The organism is Kribbella sp. CA-294648 (genome assembly GCF_050943845.1).
Lineage (GTDB): Bacteria > Actinomycetota > Actinomycetes > Propionibacteriales > Kribbellaceae > Kribbella.
Genome location: NZ_CP191981.1, coordinates 4,209,567 through 4,233,282 on the forward strand (window position 1 = coordinate 4,209,567; position 23,716 = coordinate 4,233,282).

General features: G+C 68.1%; 24 protein-coding genes. 10 read left to right on the plus strand and 14 right to left on the minus strand.

Annotated elements, in window-relative coordinates:
- Nucleotides 1-17: 17 nt before the first annotated feature.
- The gene (locus ACQPYM_RS20040; RefSeq protein WP_433022834.1) at nucleotides 18-572 is read left to right on the plus strand and encodes an AAA family ATPase; all 555 of its coding nucleotides are present in this window, start codon (nucleotides 18-20) and stop codon (nucleotides 570-572) included.
- On the opposite strand, the gene ACQPYM_RS20045 is transcribed toward ACQPYM_RS20040, so the two are convergent.
- The 3 genes from ACQPYM_RS20045 to ACQPYM_RS20055 all read right to left on the minus strand — a co-directional run bounded on the left by ACQPYM_RS20045 (nucleotide 561) and on the right by ACQPYM_RS20055 (nucleotide 3,249).
- Nucleotides 561-1,634, minus strand: coding sequence for an amidase family protein (locus ACQPYM_RS20045; RefSeq protein ID WP_433022836.1), 1,074 nt, complete (start codon nucleotides 1,632-1,634; stop codon nucleotides 561-563). The genes ACQPYM_RS20040 and ACQPYM_RS20045 overlap by 12 nt on opposite strands.
- 110 nt (nucleotides 1,635-1,744) lie before the next feature.
- Nucleotides 1,745-2,356, minus strand: coding sequence for a peptide deformylase (gene def, locus ACQPYM_RS20050; RefSeq protein ID WP_433022839.1), 612 nt, complete (start codon nucleotides 2,354-2,356; stop codon nucleotides 1,745-1,747).
- A gap of 80 nt (nucleotides 2,357-2,436) precedes the next feature.
- Nucleotides 2,437-3,249 (minus strand): LLM class F420-dependent oxidoreductase, encoded by an 813-nt coding sequence (locus ACQPYM_RS20055; protein ID WP_433022841.1) that lies wholly within the window; start codon nucleotides 3,247-3,249, stop codon nucleotides 2,437-2,439.
- A 151-nt stretch (nucleotides 3,250-3,400) separates the two neighbouring features.
- Between ACQPYM_RS20055 and ACQPYM_RS20060 the strand changes: the two genes are divergently transcribed.
- Complete coding sequence (locus tag ACQPYM_RS20060) at nucleotides 3,401-3,904, plus strand: DinB family protein (protein ID WP_433022844.1); 504 nt, start codon at nucleotides 3,401-3,403, stop codon at nucleotides 3,902-3,904.
- Nucleotides 3,905-4,034: 130 nt separating this feature from the next.
- On the opposite strand, the gene ACQPYM_RS20065 is transcribed toward ACQPYM_RS20060, so the two are convergent.
- Nucleotides 4,035-4,442: a hypothetical protein gene (locus ACQPYM_RS20065; protein ID WP_433022846.1), complete on the minus strand. Its 408-nt coding sequence runs from the start codon at nucleotides 4,440-4,442 to the stop codon at nucleotides 4,035-4,037.
- A gap of 118 nt (nucleotides 4,443-4,560) precedes the next feature.
- Here ACQPYM_RS20065 and ACQPYM_RS20070 point away from each other — a divergent pair, with 118 nt between their 5' ends.
- Nucleotides 4,561-5,547, plus strand: coding sequence for an SMP-30/gluconolactonase/LRE family protein (locus ACQPYM_RS20070; protein ID WP_433022849.1), 987 nt, complete (start codon nucleotides 4,561-4,563; stop codon nucleotides 5,545-5,547).
- 12 nt (nucleotides 5,548-5,559) lie between these two features.
- Here ACQPYM_RS20070 and ACQPYM_RS20075 read toward each other — a convergent pair whose 3' ends face one another.
- A complete protein-coding gene (locus ACQPYM_RS20075; protein ID WP_433022851.1) occupies nucleotides 5,560-7,284 on the minus strand; it encodes a BCCT family transporter in 1,725 nt (574 codons plus the stop codon).
- A gap of 156 nt (nucleotides 7,285-7,440) precedes the next feature.
- On the opposite strand from ACQPYM_RS20075, the gene ACQPYM_RS20080 reads away from it, so the two are divergent.
- On the plus strand, nucleotides 7,441-8,295 hold the full coding sequence (locus ACQPYM_RS20080) for an LLM class flavin-dependent oxidoreductase (RefSeq protein WP_433022854.1): 855 nt from the start codon (nucleotides 7,441-7,443) through the stop codon (nucleotides 8,293-8,295).
- Between the two features lie 82 nt (nucleotides 8,296-8,377).
- Here the strand turns inward: ACQPYM_RS20080 and ACQPYM_RS20085 are convergent, their stop codons facing one another.
- The gene (locus ACQPYM_RS20085; RefSeq protein ID WP_012921273.1) at nucleotides 8,378-8,581 is read right to left on the minus strand and encodes a cold-shock protein; all 204 of its coding nucleotides are present in this window, start codon (nucleotides 8,579-8,581) and stop codon (nucleotides 8,378-8,380) included.
- A 448-nt stretch (nucleotides 8,582-9,029) separates the two neighbouring features.
- Here ACQPYM_RS20085 and ACQPYM_RS20090 point away from each other — a divergent pair, with 448 nt between their 5' ends.
- A complete protein-coding gene (locus ACQPYM_RS20090) occupies nucleotides 9,030-9,305 on the plus strand; it encodes a protealysin inhibitor emfourin (protein ID WP_433022857.1) in 276 nt (91 codons plus the stop codon).
- Nucleotides 9,306-9,335: 30 nt separating this feature from the next.
- Here ACQPYM_RS20090 and ACQPYM_RS20095 read toward each other — a convergent pair whose 3' ends face one another.
- Nucleotides 9,336-10,943 (minus strand): beta-N-acetylhexosaminidase, encoded by a 1,608-nt coding sequence (locus tag ACQPYM_RS20095; protein ID WP_433022859.1) that lies wholly within the window; start codon nucleotides 10,941-10,943, stop codon nucleotides 9,336-9,338.
- Between the two features lie 63 nt (nucleotides 10,944-11,006).
- Nucleotides 11,007-11,747 carry a fructosamine kinase family protein gene (locus ACQPYM_RS20100; RefSeq protein ID WP_433022861.1) on the minus strand — a complete coding sequence of 247 codons (741 nt, stop codon included), beginning with the start codon at nucleotides 11,745-11,747 and terminating at the stop codon, nucleotides 11,007-11,009.
- Between the two features lie 168 nt (nucleotides 11,748-11,915).
- Between ACQPYM_RS20100 and ACQPYM_RS20105 the strand changes: the two genes are divergently transcribed.
- Nucleotides 11,916-12,317, plus strand: coding sequence for a VOC family protein (locus ACQPYM_RS20105; RefSeq protein WP_433022863.1), 402 nt, complete (start codon nucleotides 11,916-11,918; stop codon nucleotides 12,315-12,317).
- Nucleotides 12,318-12,388: 71 nt separating this feature from the next.
- On the opposite strand, the gene ACQPYM_RS20110 is transcribed toward ACQPYM_RS20105, so the two are convergent.
- The gene (locus ACQPYM_RS20110) at nucleotides 12,389-13,180 is read right to left on the minus strand and encodes a phytanoyl-CoA dioxygenase family protein (protein WP_433022865.1); all 792 of its coding nucleotides are present in this window, start codon (nucleotides 13,178-13,180) and stop codon (nucleotides 12,389-12,391) included.
- A 70-nt stretch (nucleotides 13,181-13,250) separates the two neighbouring features.
- Here ACQPYM_RS20110 and ACQPYM_RS20115 point away from each other — a divergent pair, with 70 nt between their 5' ends.
- The 4 genes from ACQPYM_RS20115 to ACQPYM_RS20130 are packed head-to-tail and all read left to right on the plus strand — an operon-like array spanning nucleotide 13,251 to nucleotide 16,116.
- Nucleotides 13,251-14,102 carry an AraC family transcriptional regulator gene (locus tag ACQPYM_RS20115; protein ID WP_433022868.1) on the plus strand — a complete coding sequence of 284 codons (852 nt, stop codon included), beginning with the start codon at nucleotides 13,251-13,253 and terminating at the stop codon, nucleotides 14,100-14,102.
- Nucleotides 14,103-14,145: 43 nt separating this feature from the next.
- Nucleotides 14,146-14,769, plus strand: a complete 624-nt coding sequence (locus tag ACQPYM_RS20120; RefSeq protein ID WP_433022870.1) for a DJ-1/PfpI family protein — start codon at nucleotides 14,146-14,148, stop codon at nucleotides 14,767-14,769.
- A gap of 14 nt (nucleotides 14,770-14,783) precedes the next feature.
- On the plus strand, nucleotides 14,784-15,257 hold the full coding sequence (locus tag ACQPYM_RS20125) for a MarR family winged helix-turn-helix transcriptional regulator (protein WP_433022873.1): 474 nt from the start codon (nucleotides 14,784-14,786) through the stop codon (nucleotides 15,255-15,257).
- 52 nt (nucleotides 15,258-15,309) lie between these two features.
- Entirely contained in the window at nucleotides 15,310-16,116 is an 807-nt protein-coding gene (locus ACQPYM_RS20130; RefSeq protein WP_433022875.1) for an alpha/beta fold hydrolase, read from the plus strand.
- On the opposite strand, the gene hrpA is transcribed toward ACQPYM_RS20130, so the two are convergent.
- From hrpA to ACQPYM_RS20155, 5 genes are read right to left on the minus strand one after another with little or no spacing between them, the layout of a single operon-like run.
- Entirely contained in the window at nucleotides 16,113-20,177 is a 4,065-nt protein-coding gene (hrpA, locus tag ACQPYM_RS20135) for an ATP-dependent RNA helicase HrpA (RefSeq protein ID WP_433022877.1), read from the minus strand. The two genes, ACQPYM_RS20130 and hrpA, sit on opposite strands and share 4 nt — an antisense overlap.
- A 45-nt stretch (nucleotides 20,178-20,222) precedes the next feature.
- Nucleotides 20,223-20,630, minus strand: a complete 408-nt coding sequence (locus ACQPYM_RS20140; RefSeq protein WP_433022879.1) for a universal stress protein — start codon at nucleotides 20,628-20,630, stop codon at nucleotides 20,223-20,225.
- 16 nt (nucleotides 20,631-20,646) lie between these two features.
- Nucleotides 20,647-22,218, minus strand: a complete 1,572-nt coding sequence (locus tag ACQPYM_RS20145) for a tripartite tricarboxylate transporter permease (RefSeq protein WP_433022881.1) — start codon at nucleotides 22,216-22,218, stop codon at nucleotides 20,647-20,649.
- The gene (locus tag ACQPYM_RS20150) at nucleotides 22,215-22,712 is read right to left on the minus strand and encodes a tripartite tricarboxylate transporter TctB family protein (RefSeq protein ID WP_433022884.1); all 498 of its coding nucleotides are present in this window, start codon (nucleotides 22,710-22,712) and stop codon (nucleotides 22,215-22,217) included. The genes ACQPYM_RS20145 and ACQPYM_RS20150 overlap by 4 nt, the downstream gene beginning before the upstream one ends.
- Nucleotides 22,709-23,704, minus strand: a complete 996-nt coding sequence (locus ACQPYM_RS20155; RefSeq protein WP_433022886.1) for a Bug family tripartite tricarboxylate transporter substrate binding protein — start codon at nucleotides 23,702-23,704, stop codon at nucleotides 22,709-22,711. The genes ACQPYM_RS20150 and ACQPYM_RS20155 overlap by 4 nt, the downstream gene beginning before the upstream one ends.
- Nucleotides 23,705-23,716 lie beyond the last annotated feature (12 nt).

Sequence of the window (23,716 nt, forward strand, 5' to 3'; positions counted from 1 at the left end):
ATGATGGGATGGACGGCATGCAGAAAGTCGTGCTGATCACCGGAATGCAGGCCGCGGGGAAGTCCACCATCGCACCACTGCTCGCCAGCCGCCTCGGCCCGCCCGCCGCGACGGTCGACGGCGACGTGTACTTCCGAGCTGTGGTGGCCGGCGCCGTCGGCATGACCCCCGACCCGGAGCCCGAAGCGCTACGCCAGCTTCAACTCCGGTACGACGCCAGCGCCCTGGTGGCCCGCCACTATCTCGAGGCGGGCTTCGATTTCGTCTGCTCCGACATCATTCTCGGCGAGTACGTCGCCCGCTGGCTCGACTCCTTCAAGGGCATCGCCGACCCGCACCTCGTAGTACTCGTGCCGTCCGTCGACTCCATCGTCGAACGCGAACTCGGCCGCGGATACAGCTCCTACAGTGCTTGGCAAGGCCCCGGGATGACCCTGACCGACGCGGTGCGTGCTCTCCAGGAAGGCCTCCAGGACATTCCGCGCCGCGGCCTCTGGCTCGACACCACCGGCCAGACGCCCGAGGAATCCGTCGAAGCCATCCTCGACAACCTCGAATCGTCAGCCTGGTAACGGAAAACCTGGCGGGGACAGCGGCGTCATGATGCTCGCGGCAACGGACAGCGCGACGTCATCTCGCCCATGCGGCGCGACGACCTGAGCCCCGACCGGCAAACCGTCGACGAGACCGACCGGCACGCTGACCGCCGGATGCCCGGTGACGTTGAATCCCCAGCAGAGGTCGCACACCATGATGTTGTCCTCGTGCCGGTTGTACCCGTGCGCAACCGTCAACGTGGTCGGCGTGACCAACGCATCGACCTGATCGAAGAGGTCGGCCAGCGCCGTGCTGTTGTGGTTCCGCACCCGCACCGCCTCGCGCAACACCGCCCCGTCCACGTCCTTCCCGGCATCAAGCGCCCGCAGCGTCAGCCAAGCGTCGTCAACAGCAAGCCAGGAAAGCGAAGGATCCTGTACTACGAAGCCCGCCAAACTGCCACGCACCAAGCGATCAACAGCGGGGTCCGCGGAATGCCGCCCGAGCGTGGCTGTGTACGCGACCCGCCACGGCCCAGCCGACAACTCCGGCACCGGCCAGCGCGGCAAGGCACTCGGATCAAGCCGATCCGGCCCACTGACCAAGCTCGTCGCGGTAGCGACATCCTCCAAGGACGCGCCGATGATGCCCGACGTCATCAACCCGGCGAGCGAGCGGCCACCCGGTCGCGGCACCCGGCCGGCCGTTCCCTTGAAGCCGACAACGCCACAGAACGAGGCAGGGATCCGCAACGACCCAGCACTGTCCCCACCAGTGGCAATCGGTACTACGCCCGCCGCGACGGCCGCCGCGGCCCCCGCTGACGATCCACCCGGCGACCGGGACAGATCCCAGGGATTGCGGGTGAAGTCCCGGCCGTTCCAGCCGAACGTCTGCGAGTCGGCGTCCAGACGTGCCCGGGTCGACGTGCCGATCGCGATCGCACCGGCCGCGAGCAACCTGGTGACGACGGGCGAGCCGGCCGGCGTACGGGCTTTGATCAGGAAGGGGACGCCGGCGAGAGGCAGGCCGGGGTCGACGCGGCCGGCCGCTGCTCGTGCGCCGGACGCGTCCAAGGTGTCGATGAAGTGCAGCACCGGATCGAGGCGGGCGACCGCGTCGAGAGCTTCCTCGACGATGTCGAGCGCAGTACGGCGTCCCGCCCGGACGTCCGCCGCCAGCCCCGCGGCCGTCGATCTGGCGGCGGTCAGGCGTTCAGCCCCTCGCCGCTGTGGTCGTGCTCCTCCTGGTTGAGCATGGGAGAGACCGGCCAGTCGTCCGGGTAGTCCTCGGCGAACTCCTCGGCCTCGGCGAACAGGCGCTTCTTGTACTTGCGGGACAGCCGGTCGCCGAACACCATGCCCTGGGTGTGATCGGTCTCGTGCTGCAGGCACCGCGCGAGCAGGCCGTCGCCCTCGTACGTCACCGGCTCACCGTTCTCGTCGACGCCGGTGACCCGGGCGAAGTCGGGACGGGCGCACTTGGTGAAGGCACCGGGAAGGGACAGGCAGCCTTCGTCGCCCTCGTCGAGCTGACGGTCCTTGCCCTCGGGGAGCTCGAGCACGGGATTGCAGACGACGCCCTGGTGCCGCTGACCGGCTTTGTCCGGGCAGTCGAAGACGAACAGCTGCAGGTCGACGCCGACCTGGTTCGCGGCCAGCCCGACGCCCTCGGCCGCGTTCATCGTGGCGACCATGTCCGCGACGAGCTTGTGCAACTCCGGGCCGAACTCGGTGACCGGCTTGTTCACGTGGTGCATGACGTCCGTGCCCCATCGGGTGATGGGCAGCACCGAACCGTCAGTAGGCAGCGTAGGCATGGCAGAAATCCTAGCGAAGCCGGGCGTCAGGCCCACGTCCGGAGTACCGGCGCGCGGCCGGTACTCCGAACGTGCGGCCGTCAGGCCTGGTTGACCTCGTCGCGCCAGGCGACCCAGTCGCGGAGCAGGCCGAGGTCGTAGTCCGGACCGGAGGTGTGGACGGTGAAGAGGCGGGTGCCGACGTCGAGCATCGCCTTGCCGAGCTGCTCCGGGCTCTTGTGGCCGACGGCGGTGGAGCGCTCGATCTCGCCCGGGTCGCGGCCGATCGCGGCGCAGTGCGCGTCCAGCACCTCGTGCTTGTGGGCGATCGTCTCGGCGTCGCCGAAACCGTGCCAGATGTTCGCGTGCTGGGCGACCAGCTTGAGTGTCTTCTTCTCGCCGCCGCCACCGATCAGGACCGGGATGTCCCGGGTCGGCTTCGGGTTGAGCTTGGCCCAGCGCTGCTCGATCCGCGGCAGCGCCTCACCCAGGATGTCGAGCCGGCCGCCGGCGGTACCGAACTCGTAGCCGTACTCGTCGTAGTCGCGCTCGAACCAGCCCGACCCGATCCCGAAGATCAGCCGGCCGTCGCTGATGTGGTCGACCGTGCGGGCCATGTCGGCGAGCAGGTCGGGGTTGCGGTAGGAGTTGCAGGTGACCAGACAGCCGAACTCGATCCGCTCGGTCGCCTCGGCCCAGGCCGCGAGCATCGTCCAGGCCTCGAAGTGCAGGCCGTCGGGCTCACCCGTGAGCGGGTAGAAGTGGTCCCAGTTGAACGCCACGTCCACGCCGATCTCCTCGGCGGCGGCCACGGTCCGCCGGATGACGGCGTAGTCGGCGTGCTGCGGCTGGATCTGGACGCCGATCCGGACCGGGTACTTTCCGTACGGGCGGGGGGAGTCAGTCGAAGTCATGCGGACCAGCCTACGCCGTATCGGAGGAGCCTCCGGATGGGCTCGTCCGCTGGGTGGAATCGCCGGACCCGTTCGCCGGACCCGACCGCCGGACCGACCGCCGGACCCGATGGTCGGCCGGATGTCGGTGGCAGGCGGTAGGTTCCGGGTCATGGATCTCAACGGCAGACCCGACCCGCCCACCGAAGCCGGCGAGAAGGAGACGCTGGTCGGCTTCCTGGAGTTCCAGCGCGCCACCCTGCGCTGGAAGTGCGAGGGACTGACCCCGCAGCAGCTCGGGGCGGCCACGGTGGCGCCGTCCTCGATGACGCTGCACGGCCTGATCCGGCACCTCACCGAGGTCGAGCTCGGCTGGTTCGTCGGCACCTTCACCGACGAGCCGGTCCCCACCCTCTACGCGACGCCGACGAACCCGGAGGGCGACTGGCTCGACCTCGAGCCGCGCCAGTTCGCCGCGGACCTCCACCGGTACGACGAAGCGCTCGACCGCGCGCGAGCCGCCATCGCGGACCTCGAGCCCGGCCACGTCGGTGAGGATGAGGACGGCCGCTACACCCTGCGCTGGGTGCTGGCCCACATGATCGAGGAGTACGCGCGCCACAACGGCCACGCCGACTTCCTCCGCGAACGCCTGGACGGCGCCACGGGGGAGTAGTCAGCCGCTGTCGCGACCCCCCTCCTCGTGGCGACTGCCGGCTTCGCGATCGGAGTCTGGGTCAACGGTGCCGACGTGCGCTGCTTGTTCCCGCCGCTGGCAGCCGCGTTCGGCACCGTTCACCCGTCGATCAGCAGAAGTTGACGCCCGGGAACGGGTCGGTCGGGGTCCAGACGTCCACGGCCGGGACGTAGCCCCAGCGGCCCTTGTCGTCGCCGTACGTGTGGTACCAGATGCTGTTGCCGCCGCCGTGGCGCTGGCCGATCGTGTAGCACTTGAAGTAGCTGAACCCGGTCCGAAGGGTGTCGACGATCTCGACCGGGTTGCCGGACGGCGTGTCGTAGCGCGGGCTCAGGTAGATCGAGGCGCCGGCCCGATTACCGCAGTACAGGCTGCCGTTGCTGGCATAGCACGACGCTGCGGCCGCCGCCGGACTCGTGGAGACCGCCGGAGCGGCTGAGGCCGTCGTAGTGACGCCTGCTGCCAGGACCGCCACGGAGCCGGCCACGGCGAGTGCCTTCGACTTTCCGAATGTCACGTGTATCTCCCCTCATCGGGCGCCGGAATCTCAGCGCGGCGCCAGTATGTCCAGCCGCGGGGGGCGGAATCGCCACGCTTCGAGGATCTTGAAACTGTTTGACCACTAGGCTCGGGGCATGAGCCGCAAGTCGAGCATCGCCCCTGTTCGGTGGACCCCGCCGCCCGCGCCCGAAGCCAGGCAGCCGCGGCGGATCGAAGTACGGACCGTCGCGGTCCCAGGTGCTGGACCGGAAGACCCGCTGATCGATGCCGATGGCAACGTTCTGACCGGCCTGGTGGACGGGCGGATTCTTCGCGTCAGCGCGGACGGTACGACGGTCGAGGTGCTCGCCGACACGGGTGGCCGACCGCTCGGGTTGGAATGGTTGCCCGACGGCAAGGTGCTGATCTGCGATGCCCATCGCGGGCTGCTGACACTCGACCAGGACAACCGGATCGAGACGCTGCTGGGCGAGATCGACGGCCGGCCGATGAAGTTCTGCAACAACGCGGACGTGCTGCCCGACGGCACCATCTACTTCACCGACTCGTCCACCCGCTTCGGTATCGAGGAGTGGATGGCCGACCTGCTCGAACACTCCGCGACCGGCAGCCTGTACCGGCTCACCCCGGACGGCGAGGTGACCCGGCTGACCACGAACCGCCCGTTCCCCAACGGCGTGGCGCTCAGCAGCGACCACCAAACCCTGTTCTTCGCCGAGACCGCCAGCTACGGGCTCTTCAAGCTCGACCTCACCGATCCCGGCGCCGAGCCCGAACTGGTGACGACGATCCCCGGCCTGCCCGACAACATCGCGCGCGGCTCCGACGGCCTGATCTGGGTCGCGATCGGCTCGCCCCGCAACGCCCTGCTCGACCTCCTGCTGCCGAAACCCCCGGTACTGCGGAAGGTCGTCTGGGCCCTGCCCGAGGCATTCAAGCCGAAGGCCGCCGACATCATCGAGATCCAGGCGTACGACGACGAGGGCAACCTGGTCCACGACCTACGAGGCAAGCACCCCGACTTCCGGATGCCGACCGGCGTCCGCGAGCGAGCCGGAAAGGTCTGGCTAGGCAGCATCGGCACCACCCACCTAGCCACCTTCCCGACCCCCACGCGCTGACGCGACCGGCTGCTACTTCTTGGTCGGTGGGTTCTCCTCGCCGTTGCCGGTGACGACCAGGGAGAAGTCGGCGCCGTGGGTGGTGACGCCCTCGATGACGGCGGCCTCGACTGCTTCGGTGCCGATCGCCTTGCGGAGCATCAGTGGGTCGGTCCGCAGGTCCTTTGCCAGTGCGACCGCCAGGCCGACCATCACGAGGGCGAAGGGGAGGGCCGCGACGATCGTGAGGTTCTGTAAACCCTGCAACGCCTTCGCGCCGCCTCCGCCGACCAGCAGCATCACGGCGGCGACCGCGCCGGTCAGCACGCCCCAGAAGATGACCAGCGGTTTCCGCGGGTTGATCGACCCGCGCTGCGACAGCGTGCCCATCACGATCGACGCCGCGTCGGCACCCGAGACGAAGAAGATCGCCACGAGGACGACGACCAGGATCGTGGTCACCGACGCCAGCGGGTACTGGTCCAGCAGCCCGAAGAGTTGCCCTTCACTCGTCGACTGGCCGGCAATGTCGGCGCCGTGCCGCTGGGAATCGATCGCCGCGCCACCGAAGATGCAGAACCAGACCAGGCTGACCAGCGACGGAACCAGCAGTACGCCGGTGACGAACTGCCGGATCGTTCGGCCGCGACTGATCCGGGCGATGAACATCCCGACGAACGGCGTCCAGGAGATCCACCAGGCCCAGTAGAAGACGGTCCACGACGACAACCAGGTCGCCATCGCGTCGCCTCCGCTGGCCTCGGTCCTGGCCGCCATGTCGGCCACGTCGCGCAGGTAGTCGCCGATCGCGGTCGGCAGCAGGTTGAGGATCAGCACGGTCGGACCGACCACGAAGACGAAACCGGCCAGCGAGACGGCCAGCACCATGTTGATGTTCGACAGCCATTGGATGCCCTTGGCAACACCCGACACCGCCGACGCGACGAAGGCCGCGGTCAGCACGGCGATGATGCCGACCAGCACCGCGTTCCCGGTCTTGTCCATCCAGCCCAGGATCTGTACGCCGGACCCGATCTGCAGCGCGCCGAGCCCGAGTGAGGCGGCCGAGCCGAACAGCGTGGCGAAGATCGCCAGGCTGTCGATCACCTTGCCGATCGGTCCCTCGGTGCGCTTGCCGAGCAACGGCGCGAACGCCGAGCTGATCAGCTGCGAGCGGCCGCGCCGAAAGGTGCCATAGGCAATCGCTATACCGACGACCGCGTAGATCGCCCACGGGTGCAGGGTCCAGTGGAACAGGGTGGTCGCCATCGCGGTCTGCAGGGCCGCGTCCGTGCCACCTTCGACGGTGCCCGGCGGCGGCTTCATGAAGTGCGAGAGTGGTTCGCTCACGCCGTAGAACATCAGGCCGATGCCCATCCCGGCGCTGAACATCATCGCGACCCAGGAGACGGTCTTGAACTCGGGCTCCTCGTCGTCGGCGCCGAGCGGGATCCGCCCGTACCGGCCGGCCGCGAGCCACACCACGTAGAAGACGAAGCCGGAGGCCAGCAGGACGAACAGCCAGCCGGTGTTGGTCTCGACCCAGGTCAGCGCCGAGGTGGACGCCGTACCGAGGCTGGTCGCGCTGGCGAAACCCCAAGCCACGAAGGCCAGGGCGATCACGGCGGTGACGCCGAAGACGATCCGGTCGAGCCCGGAGCCGGTACTTCGGCTGCCGGGCGGTGGTGGTGCGGCGAGAGCAGGGTGCTCGCTTGCGTGGTCAGGGTTTGCTTGCTGGCTGTCGAAATCGATCGCCACAGCTGAATCACGCCTCGCTTCGGCGCGCCTCCTTGTCAGGTTTATCGGGGGGGACTGCGTAAGCACCGTGCCGAAGATTGTGGCGAAACGCAACTATCGTGGTTTCGGCCACACCGGCGCGTCCCGCCCGCGCGGCGGCGGGTTACTGTGCCGACCATGCGATTCGGAATCACGATTTTGCCGGAGTACCGGTGGTCCGAGGCGGAGCCCAAGTGGCGCCGCGCGGAGCAACTCGGCTTCGACCACGCCTGGACCTACGACCACCTGACCTGGGGCGGTCTGCAGGACTCACCCTGGTACGGCACGACGCCGACGCTGACCGCGGCGGCGCTGGCCACCTCGACGATCAAGCTCGGCACCTTCGTCACCTCGCCGAACTTCCGGCACCCGCTGACGCTGACCCGCGACCTGCTGGCCCTGGACGACATCTCGGCCGGCCGCATCCTGTGCGGGATCGGCTCGGGCGGCGGGATCGACTCGACCATCCTCGGCGGCGACGAGCTGACGCCACGCCAGAAGGTCGACCGGCTGTCGGAGTTCGTCGACCTGCTCGACCGGCTGCTGACCACCGACGGGGTCGACTACCGGGGCCAGTACTTCGCAACCCGCAACGGCCGCACGCTGCCCGGCTGCGTGCAGCAACCCCGCATCCCGTTCGTGATGGCCGCGAACGGCCCACGCTCCCTGCGCCTCGCGGCCCGGTACGGCGCCGGCTGGGTGACCACCGGCCTCAAGTCCGACGACTTCGAGACCTGGTTCGGCTCGGTCCGCGACCTAAGCCACCGGCTGGACGACGTACTGGAGGGCCGGCCGTTCGACCGGTACCTCTCCCTCGACTCCGCCCGCTACGCGCTGAGCAGCCGCGACGCCTTCGAGGACGTAGCCGGGCGTGCAGCAGCCCTGGGCTTCACCGACGTCATCACCCACTGGCCTCGCGCTGAGGGCGTCTACGCCGGCAGCGAGGACATGCTGGAGCAGATCGCCACCGAGGTCATCCCGCGGCTGCGCTGAAAGCTGAGTTACTGAAGAGGGCCGCACACCGGGTGGTGTACGGCCCTCTCGTTTTCAGTTCTTAGAAGGACTGATCCGGGGATCAGATCGGGCGGATGTTCTCCGCCTGCAGGCCCTTCTGGCCCTGGGTGATCTCGAACTCGACGCGCTGGTTCTCGTCCAGCGAGCGGAAGCCCGAGGTCTGGATGGCCGAGTAGTGCGCGAACACGTCCGCGCCACCGTCATCCGGGGTGATGAAGCCGAAGCCCTTGTCAGCGTTGAACCACTTGACAGTACCGACAGCCATTGTTGTCTATCTCCTTGATGGCTTGTAACAAGACGCGATCCACACCTCATGAACCGCGTGTCGCCGAAAGGCCCCAGACGACGAAACCGGCCGTACAGCACAGCAAAAGTCAGTGGGAGTCCAAAACTGCAACGCGATAACTGTAGCCGATTCAGGGGCTCGTGTGGGGGGTGACCGCGAACACGTGTCGCGGAAAGTTGCCTGCCGCCACGCTCCGTGAAACGCGCGGTCGCGCGCCGGGCGCCCGCGCGGGCCTGCCGGAAAGACAACGAAACCCCGGCCGACCTGCTGATTCGTCCCGCCGAACGGCCCGTCGAGCGGCCCCGAGAGCCGACAAGGTTGGACAAGGCGTCCTGTACGCCGGGTGATGGCTGCCCGGCCGGGGTGAATTTCTCCGGCGTGTCGTGCGGCTCTGGACAGCGGACCCGCAGCGGGACAAGGTGGCCGGGTGATCCTCAGAGTGGAACGCAGCGGCGGCTTCGCCGGTCTGGTGGCCGGCGGTGAGCTGGACACCTCGGCCGAGCCGGACAGGGAGCGCCTGGAGAAGGTCGCGCGCGGCCTGGCCGGGGCACGGCTGGGCTCTGGCCGCCCACAGCCCGACAGGTACGTCTACCGCCTGCAGGTGAGCGACACGGCCGACAGCGAGCCGTCAGAGTTCACCGTGGCCGAGCAGGACCTGGACGAAGACACCGCCTGGCTCCTGGACCGCGTGCTGCAGTCGTAGAGCCAGGCGGTGCTGTCAGCGGGTACCGCGTTACCGCCAGTTGATCTCCGGTGCGCGGTAGAAGTTGACGCTCAGCACGTCCCAGCGCGACCCCTGCCCGCCCAGACGCTCCTTGTACGCCGTCCAGTCGAGTGCTGAGGCCTGCGACCAGCCCAGCTCGGCCACACCCGGCAGCCGCGGGAACGCCATGAACTCGAGCTTGTCCAGGTCGTCCAGCGTCTCGGTCCAGATCGGCGCCTCGACTCCGGCGATGGCGCCCTCCGGCAGGTTCGGAATCAGCGTGGACGGGTTCCAGCTGTAGGACTTCTCCACGCTGACCAGACCGGCCCAGTCGAGCCCGTACGGCGTACTGGCGTTGTACTTCATGTCCAGGTAGGCCCGGTTCGCGGGAGACAGCACGACCTTGGCGCCCTGAGCACCGGCCTTGCGGGCGAGCTCCTGGGAGCGTGCGTCATCAGTGCCCCAGTACTGCGCGATGCTGCCCGCCGGCAGAGGTGTCTCGGCGATCTCCTGCCAGCCCATCACCCGCTTGTGCTGCTTGGTGACCAAGGCAGCCGCCTTGGGGACGAAGGTCAGGTAGTCCGAGTGCGGTGTGGAGTGGGCCTCGTCGCCGCCGAGGTGGAACACGTCACCAGGCGCCTGCTGGGCGACCTCACGGAACACGTCGTCCAGGAACTTGTAGGTGATGTCCTTGCCCACGCAGAGCGAGCTGAATCCGACACTGGTGCCCGTGTAGAGCGGCGGAGCCACCCCGTCGCAGTTCAGCTCGGCGTACGAGGCGAGGGCCGCGTTGGTGTGGCCAGGGGTGTCGATCTCGGGGATGACGGTCAGGTAGCGATCGGCGGCGTACCGGACGATCTCGGCGAACTCAGCCTTGCTGTACGAGCCGCCGGGTGTGCCGCCGACCTCCAGGCTGCCCCCGTACGTCGTGAGCCGGGGCCACGAGTCCACCTGGATCCGCCAGCCCTGGTCGTCCGCGAGGTGCAGGTGCAGCTTGTTGAGCTTGTAGAGCGAGATGAGGTCGATGTAGCGCTTCACCTCGGCAACGGAGAAGAAGTGCCGGGACACGTCGAGCATGGCGCCGCGGTACCCGAACCGTGGCGAGTCGGCGATCGCAGTACCGGCCAACTTCCAGGGGCCGGTCTGGCGCGTTGCTGCGTCGGCCTTGGCGGGCAGTAGCTGCCGCAGGGTGGTTACGCCACGGAAGAGGCCTTCGGGCGTTGCAGCGGTGACGCTGACGCCCTTGGTGTCGACGCGGAGCTGGTACCCCTCGGCTCCGAGCGTGGACGGTCCGTTGGTGGAGAGCCTGATGTCGGCCACGCCTGGAGCCGGTACTACGGGCAGCGGGTAGGCGGTGGCGCGCCGCAGCTGTGCAGTGAGCTGGTCAGCGACTTTCTGGGCGGCGCGGCGCTCCTTGGAGCTGGCGGTGACGCCAACGATGCTCCAGGGCTTCAGGGAGTACTCCTGGCCGGCCAGCGCCTGCTGCGAGGACGGCTTCGGGATGAGGGCGGGTGCTGGGACTGCGGCCGGTTCAGCGGCGGCAGGCGTGGTGAGTGCGATCAGGGGAGTCGCCAGCAGAGCGGCTGTGAGAAGGCCGGCCAGCGAGACCCGACGACGGGGGCGGACGAGTCGTATCATGACCGAAAGTGTTCGTCCGCTCACGCCTAGAGTCAAGATCTTTCAGCAAACTCCTTGCGTTACTCAGCCGTAGCGCTTGGCGATCGCGACCGCCTGGTCGATGTAGGAGCCACCGAAGAGCACCACATGCACCAGCAACGGGTGAAGCTGGTGCAGCCCGACCCGCTCGCGCCAGCCGGCTGCCAGCGGGTGTGCTTCGTCGTAGGCGGCCAGGACGCGTTCCAGGTGAGGGAGGCCGAATAAGGCGAGCATGGCCAGGTCGGTCTCCCGGTGGCCGCCGTGCGCGGCCGGGTCGATCAGGTGAGCGCCCAGGCCGGTCCACACGACGTTGCCCGACCATAGGTCACCGTGGATCCTGCTGGGCGACTCCGGCGCGTCGTCGGTGATCTTGTTGCAGACACGCTCGAACGGTGAGAGGTCGCTGATTGCGCCGCTGTCGTAGGCGATGCGCAGGTAGGGCTGCACGCGGTAGGTCACGTAGAACTCCGCCCACGACTCCACAGGCTCCGGCGGGTGCGGCAGCGGGGCGTTGCCGATGTAGCCGTCGCCGGTCCAGCCGTCAGGCGGTACTCCGAAGTACGCGGCGCCGGCGGCGTGGGTGACGGCCAAGCGGTGGCCGAAGTCTTCTGCGGCTTCAGGGGTGGGGTCGGTGGTTGTCAGTCGTGGCAGGACGAGTTGGCCGGGGGAGACGTCCATGGGCTGGACTACCGGGGCACCTCCGGGCACGGACAGCCAGCGCAGTCCCGCCGCCTCGACCTCGAAGAAACCTGGCGGGGCATCGGGCCTTTCCTTCACGAAGGACATGGGTGGACTCTGCCAGGCGGGGATTCTGTGACTGGTCAACAAGGCGTGTCGAAAGGTGCGAAGTGTCGGTCGGACCTGCCATTGTTTGCAGCCGGGCCTTCAGACCAGGACGGGCCTGGCCGCGGTAACCCCGATTGATTTTTCCTGAACAGGAAGCTGGAGGAACAGATGACTCAGGTGGCAGAGCAGCCGGGCACCAGTGCCGGGCGGCTCGGCTCGGTGGTGCTGGACTGCCCGGACCCGCTCGAGCTTGCCCGGTTCTACTCGACGCTGTTCGGTCTGGAGATCGACGAGCACGGGGACGGCGACTGGCGGAGCCTGACCGGCCCCGGGTCGACGCTCGGCTTCCGGCGTTCGGAGGACTACGTCCCGGCGACCTGGCCGGGCACGGAGGCGCAGCAGCTCCATCTGGATCTGATCGTCGAGGACCTGGCCAGCGGCCACGCCACGGTCGTCGCCCTCGGCGCCGAACCCCTCGACCCGGTGGACGCGCCACCGGCCGGGAGCGACCGCGGCTGGCGGGTCTACGCCGACCCGGCCGGCCACCCGTTCCGGATCTGCCTGGAGTGATGGACTAGATCCACTCGGACCTGCCCTGGAGCGACGGGTCTGATCCACCCGGATCTGCCTGGAGTGACGGGCTAGATCCACTCGGACCGACCGACGAACGGATAGTCGCGGCCCTCGACGTACCGGGGCCGCGGCTGGTAGCTGTTCACCCCCGGGGACCCCTGCAGGTGGAACGCGCTGGGATAGGGGACCTCGGGGGCGGTGATCCGGGTCGAGGTCGGGATGTAGCGGATGGTCAGCCCGCACCGCCGGTCCGGCGAGGTGTTCGCCGTACTGCCGTGCACGATGTTCGGGTGGTGCACCTCGACATCGCCCGGCGCCAGCACGATGTCGACGGCCTGCGACTCGTCGACCTCGACGGCGATCTCCTGGCCCAGCACACTGGCGACGCTGTCGTTGTCGCGCACCGGTGCGACCGGGCCGAGGTGGCTGCCCGGGATCACCCGGACGCAGCCGTTCGCCGGCGTCGAGTGGTCGACTGCGAGCCAGAGCGTCACCACGCTCATCGGATCGAGCGGCCAGAACGCGGCGTCCTGGTGCCAGAGCACCGGCTGACCGGAGTACGGCGGCTTGGAGATGTAGTGCGAGGCGAACAGCGCGACATCGGGCCCGACGAAGGCCGAGGCGATCTCGACCAGCCGCGGGTCGCTGACCAGCCGCACCCAGAACGGGTCGTCCCGCAGGAACACATGACCGAGTTGCTCGGGCCGGACGTCGGGGTGCCGGGCCTGCAACCAGGCGACATGGTCGTTCACTTCCTTGATCAACTCGGCGTCGATCACGTTGCGGAAGATGACGTAGCCGTCGCGTTCATAGCGCTCCAGCGCGCTCGCGCTGACCTGGTTGTCTGCCACTGAAGTCATACCGGAAAGCCTGCGCGTGACGGCGCCTGAGTACTAGCAATCCGCTGACGCAAACTTGTAGCTTGTTGAGGTGAGCCAGGTACTGCGCTTCGAGTGGTCCGCGTTGGGCCGGCCCTTCCACGCGGCCCGGGTCCGGTTCGCGCCGCGCGCCCGCGACTCCGAGTTGCACACGCACGCCGACTTCCACGAGTTCATGGGCGTGCTCACCGGGCACGGCGAACATCTCCTCCCGACCGGTACGACGCCGTTGGTGGCCGGTGATGTCGTGCTGGTCCGGCCGCGCGACCGGCATGCGATCAGGGGCTCGGCGCCGGACGGCCTGGAGTTCATCAACGTCGCCTTTCCGAGCTCCGCCTGGCAGGGCTTTCTCAACCTGACCCGGACGAACCCGACCGGCAGCTGGGACGCGGCCGCGCGGCCGGTGGCCTTCCGGGCTCGCGATGCCGCCGTGGTGGCGGAGGTCTTCGAGAGCGCGCTCCAACGCTTCGCGGACGAGCCGGAGCACTTCGACCTGATGCGGTTCTGGATCGACCTGCTGCCGCACATCTCACCCGACGAGCTGCCGGCGCGAGCATCCGGCAGTTCGGCCCCCGACTGGCTGGCCCGAGCCTGTACTGCGATGCGAGCCGAGGAGAACCTGCGCGGCGGAGTGCCCCGCTTGCTGGAGTTGGCCGGCGTCAGTCCCGCGCACCTGTCCCGCACCCTGCGGGCGGCGTACGGGACGACCCCGACGGACTTCGTCGCGAACCTCCGTCTCGAGCAGGCGGCCTCGTTGCTGGCGGCAACCTCCGCCCCGGTCGCCGAGATCGCCACCCGCTGCGGCTTCTCCAGCCAGTCCTACTTCACCCGCTGCTTCACCGCCGCCCATGCGGTCTCGCCGCGTGCCTTCCGCCATCAGTCCCAACGGGCCTTCGTGCCCTAGCCAGACCATTGACAACAGGTTGTCAAAGTGACAAGATGCTGTCATGAATGCGAACGAGAACGCCATCGTCCACCTCGCCGTCTACGACACCCTGGCCGACTGGGAGATTGGGTACGTCACGGCTCACATCAACAACGAGACGTGGCAGCAGACGCCGGGGCGGTACAAGATTCAGACCGTCAGCGCTGGGCTGGAGCCGGTCACCACGGCGGGCGGGCTGCATGTCCTGCCGGACTCGCTGCTCGCGGACCTGAAGCCTGCCGACAGCGCGATGTTGATCCTGCCGGGCAACGACTTGTGGCCGACCGATGCCTACAAGCCGTACGTCGACAAGGCCCGCGAGTTCCTCGACGCCGGCGTACCGGTGGCGGCGATCTGCGGGGCTACCGGAGCGCTGGCGCTGGCCGGGCTGCTGGACGACCGGGCGCACACGAGCAACGCGGCCGCGTTCCTGGACGGCCTCGGCTATGCGGGCGGGCAGCACTACAAGGAGGAGCGTGTCGTCGTCGACCGCGACCTGATCACGGCTGGTGCCACCGCGCCGGTGGAGTTCGCGCGGGCGATCTTCGAGCGGCTGGAGCTCTACAAGGCGCCGGTGCTCGACTCCTGGTACAAGCTCTACGGCGAGCAGGACCCGGCCGGCTTCTACGAACTGATGTCGGCCTGACAGGGTGGTTCTTCGTGAACCGTGATCAGGAACTCCTCGGTGCCGCCGCGTTGACCTCGTTCAAGCTCAGCGGGCAGTTCCTCGAACTGGCCGAGCATCTCGCTCGGCCGGTCGGGGTGACGGCGGCCTGGTGGCAGGTGCTCGGGGCCGTCCTGCGGGACCCGCTGACGGTCTCCGGGATCGCCCGGCAGATGGGTATCACGCGGCAGGCGGTCCAGCGCACGGCCGACGTACTGGAGGGTCGCGGTCTGATCGAGTACCGCGACAATCCGGCTCATCGCCGGGCCAAGCTGGTCGCGATCACCGCCGAGGGCCGGTCTGCCGTCTCCGCGATCAACCCGCACCACCTCCACCACGCGACCCAGCTCGCCGAACTGCTCGGCGAAGAGGCGTTCGCCGAGGCGGTCGCGGCCCTCACGAAACTCTCCGAGGCCCTCGACGCCCTCGACCTCACCCCTTGCGCGGATACTCCCGACCCATCGGTGTGATGCCCCGACGGCCTGATAGGAAATGGGGCATCCGATCAAGGGGAGAAGAGCTGTGACCAACGCACCGCAGACCGGGTACGCCCCGGTCAACGGCCTGCAGATGTACTACGAGATCCACGGCGAGGGCGGCACGCCGTTGCTGCTCTTGCACGGTGGTCTGTTCGACATCGAGCAGCAGTTCGGCGAGGTGCTGCCGGCGCTCGCCGAGAACCGCCAGGTGATCGCCGCGGACTTCCAGGGGCACGGGCGGACGAATGACATCGATCGGCCGCTCGGCACGGTCGACCTGGCCTCCGACGTTCGCGGACTGCTGGAGCACCTCGGCGTGGCCAAGGTCGACGTCTTCGGCTTCAGCGTCGGCGGTGCCGTGGCGCTGTACCTCACCATCCGCAACCCCGACCTGATCCGCAAGGCGATCATCTCCTCCGTCTCCTTTCACCCCGACGGTGACCGGGTCGAGAACGCCGAGGCGGTCGGCGAGATGAAGGTCGAGATGATCGCCGGGACCCCGATGGAGGCCGCCTACCTGGCGAAGTCGCCGCATCCGGATCTCGAACACCTCCAGATCCTGCTGACCAAGCTCGGCGGCTACGACATCGGCGGTGACGGCTGGTCGGAGGACGAGATTCGCGGAATCGAGGCGCCGACGCTCATCACCGTGGGCGACTGCGATGCGGTGAAACTCGAGCACGCCGTGCGGTTCCTGCAGTTGCGCGGCGGCGACGTCAACGGAGACTTCGTCGGGGTCCCGGCGTCACAGCTCGCGGTGTTCCCAGGCTCGACCCACTTCACCGGCATGGCCCGTTCCAACCTGGTCAGCGATGTCGTCGTGACCTTCCTGGACGCCCCGATGCCCTAGGCGCTGGTCAGCGCCTTGCGGATCCGCTTCTCGGACACCGGGTACGGCGTACCGAGGGTCTGCGCGAACAGGCTGATCCGGAGTTCCTCGAGCATCCAGCGCACCTCGAGGAGCTCCGGGCTCGGGTACTTCCCGGTCGGAACAGCCCTCAGGCGCTTCTGGTACTCGTCGGTGAGCATGTGCACGATCGCCATCCCGGACCGGTCGCGCATGGCGTTGGCGCCGATCTTGTCGAGGCGCTGCTCGATACCTCGCAGGTACCGCGCCACATCGGGTAGCCGCTGCGCCCCGGTCTCGGTGATGAACCCCCGATGCACCAACCCTTCGAGCTGACCCCGTACGTCGGACAACGCCGCGAGCAGGGCCGGACTCGACGACCGGGAGATCTGCTTGTCCACCGTGCGTGCGTGCCCGAGCACCTGCTCGACCTGATGCAGGATCGTCAGCACCGTGTCGGCCAGGTCCGAACGGACGGCGTCGCGGAGGAACGAGAAAGCGGTGAGGTTCCAGACCGGACCGCCGGCCTTCGCCATCAACTGGTCGACCGCCGCGGAGATCGCGTCGTCCAGCAGCTCGCCGACGTTGCGGTGCGGACCGGCCAGCAGGGTCATCTTCTGCTGGTTCGTCAGGTTGCGCTGCACCACGTCGATCACCGACGGCATCGTCAGCAGCAGGAGCTTCCGGGTGCCGGTGCACATCGCCGCGGCCTGGTCGCGCTCGGTCTCCTGCAGGCGGATCGCCACGGTCTTACCCTCGTCGACCAAGGCCGGATAACCCGCCACGGTCAGCCCGTTGCGATGCTCGGAGAAACTCCGCGGCAGGTCGCCGAACGTCCAGTCGGTCAGGCCGGAGCGCTCCAGACCGCTGACCGCCTTCGACGCGACCTTCGAGATCGCGGCCGTGGTCTTGGGCTTCAGTCGTTGCTTCAGCGCCGCAAGATCCTTGCCCTCGGCCACTGTCTTGCCCTGGTCGTCGACCACCCGGAACGTCATCCGCAGGTGCTCGGGCACCCGCGACCAGTCCCAGTCCTCGGTCTCGATGGTCACGTCCCGCAGTGAGCGCAGCTCGCGGGCCATCGCGTCGACCAGCGGGCCCGAGGCGGGATCGAGCTGAGGCAGGATCTGCCGGGCATGATCGGGAGCCGGCACGATGTTCCGCCGGATTGCCTTGGGCAACGACTTGATCAGGGTGGTGACGAGCTCCTCGCGGAAGCCCGGCACGCTCCACTCGAAGCCGTCGGCGGTGACCTGGTTCAGGACCAGCAGGGGAATGTGCACGGTGACGCCATCGGCGTCGGTGCCCGGCTCGAAGGCGTAGGTGAGGTCGAAGGTCATCCCGTTCTGCGACCAGGTGAGCGGGAACTCCTCCTCCTTGACCTCAGCGCCCTCCCGGACGATCAGCGACCGCTCGAAGTCGAGCAGGTCGGGATCGCGTTGCCGGGCCTTCTTCCACCAGGTGTCGAAGTGGCGTCCGGTGACGACGTCCGGCCCGATCCGCTCGTCGTAGAAGGCGAACAGCGTCTCGTCGTCGACCAGCAGGTCGCGCCGCCGGGTCCGCTCCTCGAGCTCCTCGACCTCCTCGATCAGCTTGCGGTTCTCGTGGAAGAACTTGTGGTGGGTGTCCCAGTCGCCCTCGACCAGCGCGTGCCGGATGAACAGCTCCCGCGAGACCTCCTGGTCCACCGAGCCGTAGTTGATCTTGCGCCGGGCAACGATCGGTACGCCGTACAGGGTGACCTTCTCGTAGGCCATCACCGCACCGGCCTTGCGCTCCCAGTGCGGTTCGGAGTAGCTGCGCTTGATCAGGTGCTGGGCGATGTCCTCGGCCCACTCCGGTTCGATCTTCGCGTTCACCCGGGCCCACAGCCTGGACGTCTCGACGAGTTCGGCGGCCATCACGAACTGCGGTGGCTTCTTGAACAGGCCGGAGCCGGGGAAGATCGCGAACTTGGTGCCGCGCGCGCCGAGGTACTGGTGCTGGTTGGCGGGGTCCTTCATGCCCAGGTGGGACAGCAGACCGGACATCAGCGAGATGTGGACGGCCTGCGGGTCGGCGGCCTCGCCGGTGTTGAGTGTGACGCCGATCTGGGTGGCGACCTGGCGGAGCTGGGCGAAGATGTCCTGCCACTCGCGCACCCGCAGGTAGTTGAGGTACTCGCTCTTGCACATCCGGCGGAACTGGTTGCCGGACAGCTCCTTCTGCTGCTTCTTGAGGTAGTTCCAGAGATTCAGGAAGCCGAGGAAGTCGGAGCCGGGGTCGCGGAACCGCGCGTGCGCCTGGGTGGCCTGCGCCTCGGCGTCGGTCGGGCGCTCGCGGGGATCCTGGATGGAGAGCGCGGAGGCGATCACCATCACCTCGCGGACACAGCCGTGCTTGTCGGCCTCGACGATCATCCGGGCCAGACGCGGGTCGAGCGGGATCTGGGCCAGCTGGCGCCCGACCGGGGTCAGCCGGCGGGTCCGGTCGCTCGCCTTGGCCGAGTCGATCGCGCCGAGCTCGGTCAGCAGCTGCAGGCCGTCGGTGATACTGCGTTTGTCGGGCTCGTCGATGAACGGGAACGCGGCGATGTCACCGAGCCCGATCGAGGTCATCTGCAGGATGACGGAGGCGAGGTTGGTGCGCAGGATCTCGGGGTCGGTGAACTCCGGGCGGCTCTCGAAATGCTCCTCGGAGTACAGGCGGATGCAGATGCCGTCGCTGGTCCGGCCGCAGCGGCCCTTGCGCTGGTTGGCGCTGGCCTGCGAGACGGGCTCGATCGGCAGGTGCTGCACCTTGGTGCGGTGCGAGTAGCGGCTGATCCGGGCGGTGCCGGGGTCGATCACGTACTTGATGCCGGGCACCGTCAGCGAGGTCTCGGCGACGTTGGTGGCGAGCACGATCCGGCGGCTGGAGCCGTGCGACTGGAAGACGCGATGCTGCTCGGCGTTCGAGAGCCTCGCGTACAGCGGCAGGATCTCGGTGTTGCGCAGGTTGTGGTCGGCCAGCGCGTCGGCGGTGTCGCGGATCTCGCGCTCACCGCTGAGGAAGACCAGTACGTCGCCCGGCGCCTCGCCCGCCAACTCGTCGACGGCGTCCAGGATCGCCTGGGTCTGGTCGCGGTCGAGCGTGCTCGGGTCGTCCGGGTCGTTGATCGGGCGGTAGCGGGTCTCCACCGGGTAGGTGCGGCCGGAGACCTCGACGATCGGGGCCGGCTCGCCCTGGGCGTCGGCGAAGTGCTCGGCGAACCGCTCGGGGTCGATCGTCGCCGAGGTGATGATCACCTTGAGGTCGGGACGGCGGGGGAGCAGTTGCCGGAGGTAGCCGAGGATGAAGTCGATGTTGAGGCTGCGTTCGTGCGCCTCGTCGATGATGAGCGTGTCGTACCGGCTCAGCTCGCGGTCGCGTTGCAGCTCGGCGAGCAGGATGCCGTCGGTCATCAGTTTGACCAGCGAGCGCTCACTGACCTTGTCGGTGAACCGGACGGCGTACCCGATCGTCTCGCCGAGGTCGGTGTCGAGCTCCTCGGCGATCCGCTCGGCGACCGTGCGCGCGGCCAGCCGGCGCGGCTGGGTGTGCCCGATCATGCCGCGGACGCCGCGGCCGAGCTCGAGGCAGATCTTCGGGATCTGGGTCGTCTTGCCGGACCCGGTCTCACCCGCGATCACCACCACCTGGTGGTCGCGGATGGCGGCCGCGATGTCGTCCTTGAGCTGACTGACCGGCAGTTCCTCGGGATACGAGATCTCCGGTACTGCGAGCCGGCGCTGCTCGACGCGTTGCTCGGCCTGCTCGATCCGTGCGGTGATGTCGGACAGCGCGTTCTTGCGCTTGCCTTCCTCCCGCAACCCCCGCAACCGCTCCAACCGCCGCCCGAGCTGCTCCCGATCGGTGTTGGTCAGCTCTTGCAACCGAGCCGCCAACTCCGCCAGGTCGCCAGACGGCGGCGCTGACGCGGCGGGCGCGCCCGCAGTACCGGCGGGCTTCTTACGGCGACGGCGCGGTCGCGACGGCCGCCGGCCGGTCTCTGGGGAGGGACCGGTGGCGGGGGAAGGACTCTGCGATTCGGTCCGGGCTTCAGGCATGTCGTCGCCCAGTTTAGGCGCCCCCACCCAGCCGCTCCTACGGATTTAGTCGTAGCGGGAGGAGGGGACCTTGACGGCTAGGACGGGGACGGGGGATTCGAGGAGGACTCGTTGGGCTGTGCTGCCCAGGATGAGCTTGCCGACCGGGCTGCGGCGGCGGAGGCCGAGGACGATGAGTTTGACGTCGTTGTGCTCGGCCGCGCGGAGCAGTTCGGTGGCCACGTCGCCGGTGCCGACCGCTTGCTGGATGGTCACCTCGACGCCGCGTTCGCGCAGCCGGGCCTCGGCTGTGTCGAGCTCCTGCTGGTTCGCGTAGCGGGAGTCGATGTAGGCGTCGCCGCGGCTGGTGTTGAGCAGGAGGACGGACGCTCCGCGCAGTTCGGCTTCGGCGGCGGCCGCCTCGAGCGCGGCCTCGCCTTCGGGCGTCGGAACGTAGCCCACCAGAATCTTCACGAGGCCCACTCTCTCATCAGTCGTCCTCACCGAAAGTCAGCCGGTCGCGACTCGCCTGCGTACCGCGGACCCGGGCGACGATCCGCGGCAGGTACGGAACGAACAGGGCGAGCACGGTCAAGATGATGATGACCAGGCTGAGCGGTCGGGTGAAGAACACGCTCGCGTCGCCGTTGGAGATGACCAGCGACCGGCGGAACTGCTCCTCCATCGCCGGCCCGAGGATGACACCCAGGATGACGGGTGCGATCGGGAAGTCGAGCTTGCGCATGAAGAATCCGATCACCCCGATCAGCAGCGCCATCAGGACCTCGTACCCCGAGCCGGACAGCGAGTACACGCCGAGGCACGCGAACACCAGGATCCCGGCGTACAGGAGTGGCCGGGGCACCTTCAGCACCTGGACCCAGATCGCGATCAGCGGCAGGTTCATGATCAGCAGGATCAGGTTGCCGATGTAGAGCGACGCGATCAGCGTCCAGACCAAAGTGCCCTGGTCCTCGAACAGTTGCGGGCCGGGCTGCACGTTGAAGATCTGGAACGCGGCCAGCATCACCGCGGCCGTCGCCGAGGTCGGCAGTCCTAGCGTCAGCAACGGGACCAGCACGCCGGAGAACGACGCGTTGTTGGCCGCCTCCGGGCCGGCCACGCCCTCGATCGCGCCGTCCCCGAACTCGTCCGGATGCTTGCGCCCGGCCTTGCGGGCCCGCCGCCGCTCGATCGTGTACGACAGGAACGTCGGTACTTCGGCACCGCCCGAAGGGATCGCCCCGAACGGGAAACCCAGCGCGGTACCCCGCAACCACGGCGCCCACGAGCGTTTCCAGTCGTTCTTGTTCAGGTACCCGGTCCGCAGCCGCCCCTTCTCCAGTACTGCGGGCCGATCCGGCGCGCTCCGCAACTTCGATGCCACGTGCAACGTTTCGCCGATCGCGAAGAGCCCGACGATGACGATCACCACATCGACCCCGTCGAGCAGCCGCAACGTGCCGAACGTGTACCGCTGGGCGCCGGACAGGCTGTCCAGCCCGATCAGCCCGATGAACAGGCCGACACTGAGCGAGAGCAACCCACGGACGAGCGAGTGACCGACCAGTGCCGTCACCGCGACCATCGCGAGCAGCGTGATCGCGAAGTAGTCGGTGGACTGGAACTGGCCGGCCAGGTTGCCGATCGGCTTGGCCACGAAGGTCAGCAGCACGGTCGAGATGGTGCCGGCCACGAACGAGCCGATGGCCGCCGTCGCCAGCGCGGCCCGGGCACGGCCCTTGAGCGCCATCTTGTGGCCCTCGATCGCGGTCGCCACCGAGGCGGACTCGCCGGGTGTGTTGATCAGGATCGAGGTGGTCGACCCGCCGTACATGGCGCCGTAGTAGATGCCGGCGAACATGATGAAGGCGCCGATCGGGTCGGAGAAGTTGAAGGTGATCGGCAGCAGCAACGCGATCGTCAGCGCCGGGCCGATGCCGGGCAGGATGCCGACCAGCATGCCGAGCGTGACGCCGAGCACTGCCCAGAGCAGGTTCATCGGGTCGAGGACCGTGCCGAACCCGTGCATGAGGTCGCCGAAGACGGATTGGGCGATCACAGTCCCAGCACCCCCTCGGGCAGCGAGATGTCGAGGAACTGGGTGAAGGCGATGTAGACGACAACCGAGATCACGACGGCGACGATGAGGTCGCGCGCGATCTGGCGGCTGCCGAGGACTCGCGCCGCGACGAAGAACAGCAGAGCGGTCGCGATCAGGTAGCCGAGCGGCACGACCAGAAACGCGTAGAGCACCAGCAAGGCCGAGATCGCCACCGGCTCGAACCAGCTGCGGTCACCCTCGTCCGTAGTACGGGGAGAGCGCAATCCTTCGACCAGGTAGCCGATCGACAGCAACAACCACGCCGAGGTGACCAGCAACGGAAAGAACCGTGGCCCGGCCGGGTCGAGGCCTTTGGGACTGCGGATGTCGAACACACCCACCAGGAACGTGCCACTCAACACCACCAGCACCACGGCCGCGACGATCCGCACCAACCGCGACGCCTCGACCTCGACTTCCGACGCCTTCACGGGTTCTTCTGTTGCGCTCATACGATTCCGAGCTCCTTCAGCAGGGCCTCGACGCGGGTGGTTTCGTCGGCGATGAACTTGGTGGCCTCGTCGCCGGTCTTGAAGAATTCGGTCCAGCCTTGTTTCTTGCGGATCTCGGCCCATTCGGGGGAGGCGTTCGCCTTACTGACGAACTCGATCAGGCGTTGCCGGTCGGCTGCCGGGATGTCCGGTGGGGCGACGATCGCACGCCAGTTCAGTACTTCGGCGTCGTAGCCCTCGGACTTCATCGTGGGGAGCTGCTTACCGTTCAGGGTCACCGGCTCGGTGCCGGTGGTCGCGAGCACCCGCATCTTGCCGGCGGTGATCTGCTCCTCGAACTCGCTCACGCCGGAGACGCCGACCGTGACGTCGCCGGACAGGATCGCCGCTGTGGCTTCGCCGCCGCCGGAGTACGAGATGTACTTGACCTTCGACGGATCGGCGCCCGCGGCCTTCACCAGGGTGCCCGCGGTGATGTGGTCCGTCCCGCCGATCGTGCCGCCACCCCAGCTGACCGAGGACGGGTCGGCATGGTACTTCTCGACCAGGTCCTTCAGGGACTTCAACGGTGAGTCGGCCTTCACCACCAGGACTTCCTGCTCCGCGGTGATGGTGGCGATCGGCGTCGTGTCGGAGATCGTGATCCTCGACTGGTTCAGGGTCAGCGCGCCGACCATGACCAGGCCGGTGATCATCAGCGTGTGCGGATCCTTGCGGTTCTTGGTGACCAGCTTCGAGATGCCGACGGCACCACCGGCGCCGGTCACGTTGACGACCGAGACGGAGCGATCGGGCAGCAGCTTGTCCTCCTGGATCACATGCTGCAGCTGCCGCGCGGTGAGATCCCAGCCGCCGCCGGGAGCGGCCGGGACCATGATCTCGACGTTGCGGGACGGGAAGTCGCCGGCGACGCTGCCGCCCTCCAGAGCCGAGCAGCCGCTGAGCAGCAGGCTGACGGTCAACCCGGCGGCGACGATCACAGAGCGTGGCACTTGGGTACCTCC

What these genes read in the sequence shown, in the direction of transcription:
- ACQPYM_RS20040 (WP_433022834.1), top strand. Translation starts at nt 18, where the DNA reads ATGCAGAAAGTCGTGCTGATCACCGGAATGCAGGCCGCGGGGAAGTCC.
- def (WP_433022839.1), bottom strand. Translation starts at nt 2,356, where the DNA reads ATGCCTACGCTGCCTACTGACGGTTCGGTGCTGCCCATCACCCGATGG.
- ACQPYM_RS20055 (WP_433022841.1), bottom strand. Translation starts at nt 3,249, where the DNA reads ATGACTTCGACTGACTCCCCCCGCCCGTACGGAAAGTACCCGGTCCGG.
- ACQPYM_RS20060 (WP_433022844.1), top strand. Translation starts at nt 3,401, where the DNA reads ATGGATCTCAACGGCAGACCCGACCCGCCCACCGAAGCCGGCGAGAAG.
- ACQPYM_RS20070 (WP_433022849.1), top strand. Translation starts at nt 4,561, where the DNA reads ATGAGCCGCAAGTCGAGCATCGCCCCTGTTCGGTGGACCCCGCCGCCC.
- ACQPYM_RS20080 (WP_433022854.1), top strand. Translation starts at nt 7,441, where the DNA reads ATGCGATTCGGAATCACGATTTTGCCGGAGTACCGGTGGTCCGAGGCG.
- ACQPYM_RS20085 (WP_012921273.1), bottom strand. Translation starts at nt 8,581, where the DNA reads ATGGCTGTCGGTACTGTCAAGTGGTTCAACGCTGACAAGGGCTTCGGC.
- ACQPYM_RS20095 (WP_433022859.1), bottom strand. Translation starts at nt 10,943, where the DNA reads ATGATACGACTCGTCCGCCCCCGTCGTCGGGTCTCGCTGGCCGGCCTT.
- ACQPYM_RS20100 (WP_433022861.1), bottom strand. Translation starts at nt 11,747, where the DNA reads ATGTCCTTCGTGAAGGAAAGGCCCGATGCCCCGCCAGGTTTCTTCGAG.
- ACQPYM_RS20105 (WP_433022863.1), top strand. Translation starts at nt 11,916, where the DNA reads ATGACTCAGGTGGCAGAGCAGCCGGGCACCAGTGCCGGGCGGCTCGGC.
- ACQPYM_RS20110 (WP_433022865.1), bottom strand. Translation starts at nt 13,180, where the DNA reads ATGACTTCAGTGGCAGACAACCAGGTCAGCGCGAGCGCGCTGGAGCGC.
- ACQPYM_RS20120 (WP_433022870.1), top strand. Translation starts at nt 14,146, where the DNA reads ATGAATGCGAACGAGAACGCCATCGTCCACCTCGCCGTCTACGACACC.
- hrpA (WP_433022877.1), bottom strand. Translation starts at nt 20,177, where the DNA reads ATGCCTGAAGCCCGGACCGAATCGCAGAGTCCTTCCCCCGCCACCGGT.
- ACQPYM_RS20150 (WP_433022884.1), bottom strand. Translation starts at nt 22,712, where the DNA reads ATGAGCGCAACAGAAGAACCCGTGAAGGCGTCGGAAGTCGAGGTCGAG.